3 protein-coding genes are annotated in these 4,619 nt (G+C 66.7%); all 3 read right to left on the reverse strand.

What is annotated here, in order from left to right; genetic code table 11:
• Positions 1-2,238: type VI secretion system Vgr family protein (locus JMF90_RS25055; protein ID WP_201325555.1), on the reverse strand; the 2,238-nt coding region annotated here is incomplete at its 3' end.
• Positions 2,239-2,304: 66 nt separating this feature from the next.
• On the reverse strand, positions 2,305-3,426 hold the full coding sequence (gene tssA, locus JMF90_RS25060) for a type VI secretion system protein TssA (protein WP_054928307.1): 1,122 nt from the start codon (positions 3,424-3,426) through the stop codon (positions 2,305-2,307).
• A 44-nt stretch (positions 3,427-3,470) separates the two neighbouring features.
• Positions 3,471-4,619: AAA family ATPase (locus JMF90_RS25065; protein ID WP_201325556.1), on the reverse strand; the 1,149-nt coding region annotated here is incomplete at its 5' end.

Here is a 4,619-nt window from a genome sequence, read left to right on the forward strand (position 1 = left end):
CCCGGCAAACAGCTTCATCCCGGCGTTCTGCGCGAACAGGCTGATGCGATCCCGGATGCCGGCGATCAGCGATTTCCCACTGGTCACGAACGTGCTTTGCCCGCTGGCGATATTGGTCTGCTGCTCGCTCGCCAGATGCACCGACTGCTGCGAAGCCATCCCGATCCCCGCCGGGCTCGCGAACAGCATCACGGGTTCCTTGAACGCATTGGCATTCCCCGTTCCGCCGCCGGCCGTCCTGCCGCCCCCCGAGGCCGCCCCCGCCACGCTGTTCTGCGTCGCATCGGCGAACTGCTTCAGCGCATCGCGACCGGCACCGAGACTCTCCGCCTGATGCATCTCGCTGACCTGCGACATCGACTCGATCAACCCGTCCGCACTGCCAAGCTGCTGCTTTGCCTCGCTCGCGTCGAGCGGCTGGCTGTTCGCCTGCTTCGGATGCGTCGTCACGTACAAGCCCTGGCCCGCACGCAGCGCGCCGTACGCATCCGTGCGCAGATCGAAACCCGAGCCGAGATACGCACCACGCGTGTTGCCGTTCTGCTCGATCAGATAGCCGAGATGAAGCAGCGAATTCGCGCTGCTGCTGAACAGGCGCGCGCGGTTCTGCCCGGTCGCGTCGTCGAGCACCATCTCGTTGTGCCCCGATCCCGCATATTCCTTCGACCGGAAGCCCGACAGTATCCCGTCGCTATGCCATTGCGGCTTGGCCGCCCCGTTGTAGACACGATGCATGACGATCGGCCGATCGCAGTCGCCGCCGATGTAGCCGATCAGCACTTCCTCGCCGACGCGCGGAATATGCACCGCGCCGTAACCGCCGCCGGTATCCGATTGCACGACGCGCATCCAGCACGATGCCGTCTCGCGGCCTTCGCTCTGGCGGTCCCACACGAACATGACCTTGATCCGGTTCAGCGCGTCGGTATAGACCTCCTCGCCCTTCGGACCGACCACGACGGCCGTCTCGAGCTGCATCGCGGGCTTGCGGTGCTCGAACGGGCTGCGATACGGCACGCTCGCGCGCTGCGCCTCGACCGCGACGAGATAGAACCCGGCCGAGCCGTCGTCGTGCCCGACCTCGAACGCGCCCCCTTTCCCGTGCCCGGCCTTCACCTGCGCCAGCGCGTCCTGCAGGCTATGCGGGAAACTTGCTTCGTGGTCAGAGGCCGGCAGATTGTTCTCGATGTAACGCGTGACGCCGATGGCCGCGAACTCGCGGTCGCTCGCCGCATCGCGATCGTGCTCCGGATGGTCCACGAGGGTGAAACGCCGGCCGGCGTCGATCGAACGCACGCCGCCCACGCCGAAGAAACGCTTCGCACGCGACTCCCATTCCTCGAGGCGAATCTTCGACAGGTGTTCGCCGCGGTCCTGCGCCGGATACGTGTAAGCGCCGGTGTATTCGTAAATTTCCGCCTGATCGGGCAGCTCGCCCTGCCCGCTTTTCGTCGGCAGCGACGTGCCGTTCGGATTGCCCGCCGACGACGGCGACTTGTAGTCGAACGTGCGCGTCGTATGCAGCGTGCTTTGCAAGGTCCGCGACGCGGTCCATTGCGTGAAACCGGCGGTTTCGGTGCCGCTGCCCGAGCGATCGAACCTGACGGTATTCGGCGACAGCGCGTCGACGGTATGCAGATCGTCGGTGATGACGAACGTGTGCGCCTTCCCGTCTTCACTGTGCCGCCAGAAGCCGAACAGCCCTTCGTCCTCCATCAGCCGGTGCACGAAGTTCCAGTCGGTCTCGCTTTGGCGACAGTACGAACGGGACGGCAGCGGCTTCGACAGCGCGAACCGGTATTGGCCCCTGGCCTGCGGATGCCTGTCGAACACGTCGGCAAGGATCGCGTCGACCGGCTGGTCCTGCCAGTACCGCATGTCGCTACGGAACTTGAGGAAGTGCATCCACGACGCGAAGCGCAGCTGGTAACTCGACAGGCCGCCGTCGGCACCGAGCCGCCGCGCCGTGTGGATATAGCCGTTGATCGGCTGATACGACCTGTCCGCCTGCTGAATCCACAGCGTGATCGGCTGCGCGATCAGCGTCTTGAGCTCGACGTCGCTCGCGGTGGACACCAGATCGAGCGTTACGCTGAAATCACGGCCGAGCTCCGAGCGGGTTACGGCGCGACGCGGCACGAGCGCATTGTTCGGCAGCGACGGGATGTCCGTCTTCAGCAGCCGATCCTGCTGGATCAGGCCGCCACGAATCGCCTGGGCCAGTTCGGTCACGTTCATGCGTCACCTTCTTCTTGTTCATCGCGAGCCCGCCGGGCCCGCGCTCTCAGGTCAAAAAACAATCGTTCACGCCTGCTCGTCGGGCCTCACCCCCAGCAGCTCGCGAATGTGCGACAGCGAGCCGTCGTCCTTCACGACGCTCTCGAGCCACTTGTGCAGCGGCATGTCGGCCCACTCGGCCGCCTTGTCGGCAAGATACGCGACCGGGCTGTGCGGCTCGGTCTGACGGAAATAGCGCGCCACCGCGCGCAACTGGTCGACGGCCTGCGCACGGTTCTGGATGCCGGCGATCATCTGCGTCACCGGCGGACGCGAAGCGGTCTGCTGCTGCACGTGAGTCTCCTCGGTCTGGATCGGCTGGCCGAATACCGGCTCGATGCGTTCGGGCTGGGCCTGCGGCGCCGTCTGCGCGTGCGGCGCGCTGCCCGTATAGCCCTGTTCGCGCGCAAAGCGCTCGGCGAGCCGGTACACGGTCTCGAACGCGTCGCGCGCCTGCCGGAAGCTCGGCGCCGAATCGCCCGCGCGCTCGACGAGCCGCTCCTCGAACGCATCGAGCGCGAATTCGAACGCCTTCAGGTTCGCCAGCAGCGCCGTGTAGAACGCGATCGACGTCACGCGCCGCGACGCGTCGATCTGGTCGATTGACGGCTTGCCGCGCGCGATGTCGTCGGCATGTTCGGGGTCGCGCTTGATCGACTGCGCGACGTGCTGCGCGACCTCCCAATCGAGCGTGCTGAACGCATTCGATGCGCCGTCCGTCAGCGGCACCGCGCGCAGCAGCTCGGCCGTGCGGCCGGACAGCCACGCGACGTTGCCGAGCCGGTGCTCGATGTCGTCGTCCTCGGGCAGCGGGTGGAAGGTGTCCCAGAAGTCGCGGCACAGGCCTTCGAGCAGCGCATAGCCTTCGGTGAGGCCCGTGATGCCGTCCTCGAGCGCGAGCGCCTCGGTCAGCCACACGGCGAGCCGCAGGTCCTTGGTGCGCGTGCGCAGCAGCTCGCCCGCATGGTCGACGACGAAGCCCCAGTCGGCCTCCTTGATCTCGGTTACCCATTCGCCCTGGTCGAGCGTCGGATCGTCGTAGCGCCGCGCGTCCTGGATCGCGTCGAATTCGTTCGAAAACAGCAGGTCGTCGCCGCTGGGCGACGCATCGCTGATCGGCGTCAGCAGCTCGGGGAGATTGATCGGCATGGTTCAGTGAATCCGTTGATGCATCAGATGTCGCGTGCGGGGGCTCATTCGACGGTGTACGCAAATTCGCCGGCCTCGTCCGCGCGCACCGCGATGCGCGCGATCGCCGCGCCGTCGGCGATCCGGCCGAGCACGTGGCCCGCGATCTCCGGCAGCAGCGTGCCGTTCAGGATGTGGTCGACGTTGCGGGCGCCCGAGTCGACCTCGGTGCAGCGCGCGAGCACCGCGTCGACAAGCGATTCGTCCCATTCGAACGCGGCTTTGTGGTTCGCCTCGATCCGGCGGCGGATGCGTTCGAGCTTCAGCTCGATGATCTCGGCCAGCACGTCGTCGGAAATCGGGTAATACGGCACGACCTTCATCCGGCCGAGGAACGCCGGCTTGAAGGTCTTGTACAGCTGCGGACGCAGCGTCTCGGCGAGCGCGTCCGGATCGGGCAGTTCCTCGGCCGGCTTGTTCAGGCAGGCCTGCATCACCGCGGCCGAGCCGACGTTGGACGTCAGGATGATCAGCGTGTTGCGGAAGTCGATCTCGCGCCCTTCGGCATCGTCCATCGTGCCCTTGTCGAACACCTGGAAGAACATCTCGAGCACGTCCGGGTGCGCCTTCTCGACCTCGTCGAGCAGCACGACGGAATACGGGTTGCGGCGCACGGCCTCGGTCAGCACGCCGCCCTCGCCGTAACCGACGTAGCCCGGCGGCGAACCTTTCAGGCCCGACACGCTGTGCGCTTCCTGGTACTCGCTCATGTTGATCGTGACCATCTTGCGCTCGCCGCCGTACAGGATGTCGGCCAGCGCCAGCGCCGTCTCGGTCTTGCCGACGCCCGACGGCCCGACGAACATGAACACGCCGCGCGGCTTGTTCGGGTCCTCGAGGTTCGCGGTCGCGGTACGCACACGCTGGGCGATCGCCTCCAGCGCATGATCCTGGCCGATCACGCGCGCGGTCAGCAGCGGCTGCAGGTTCAGCACGGTGTCGATCTCGTCCTTCACCATCCGGCCGAGCGGAATGCCCGTCCACGCGGCGACGATCTCCGCGACGACGTGACCGTCGACCTGCAGCGGCACCATCGGCTCGCCGCCCTGCAGCGCATGCAGCGCCGCGACGCGTTCGGCGAGCTTCTCGCGGGTGGCCTGCACGTCGACCGGCTGGCCGTCTTCCGACGGGCCGCGTGCCTTGTCAAGCGCGTC

This window comes from Burkholderia sp. E168m23 (genome assembly GCF_016586125.1).
Lineage (GTDB): Bacteria > Pseudomonadota > Gammaproteobacteria > Burkholderiales > Burkholderiaceae > Burkholderia > Burkholderia orbicola.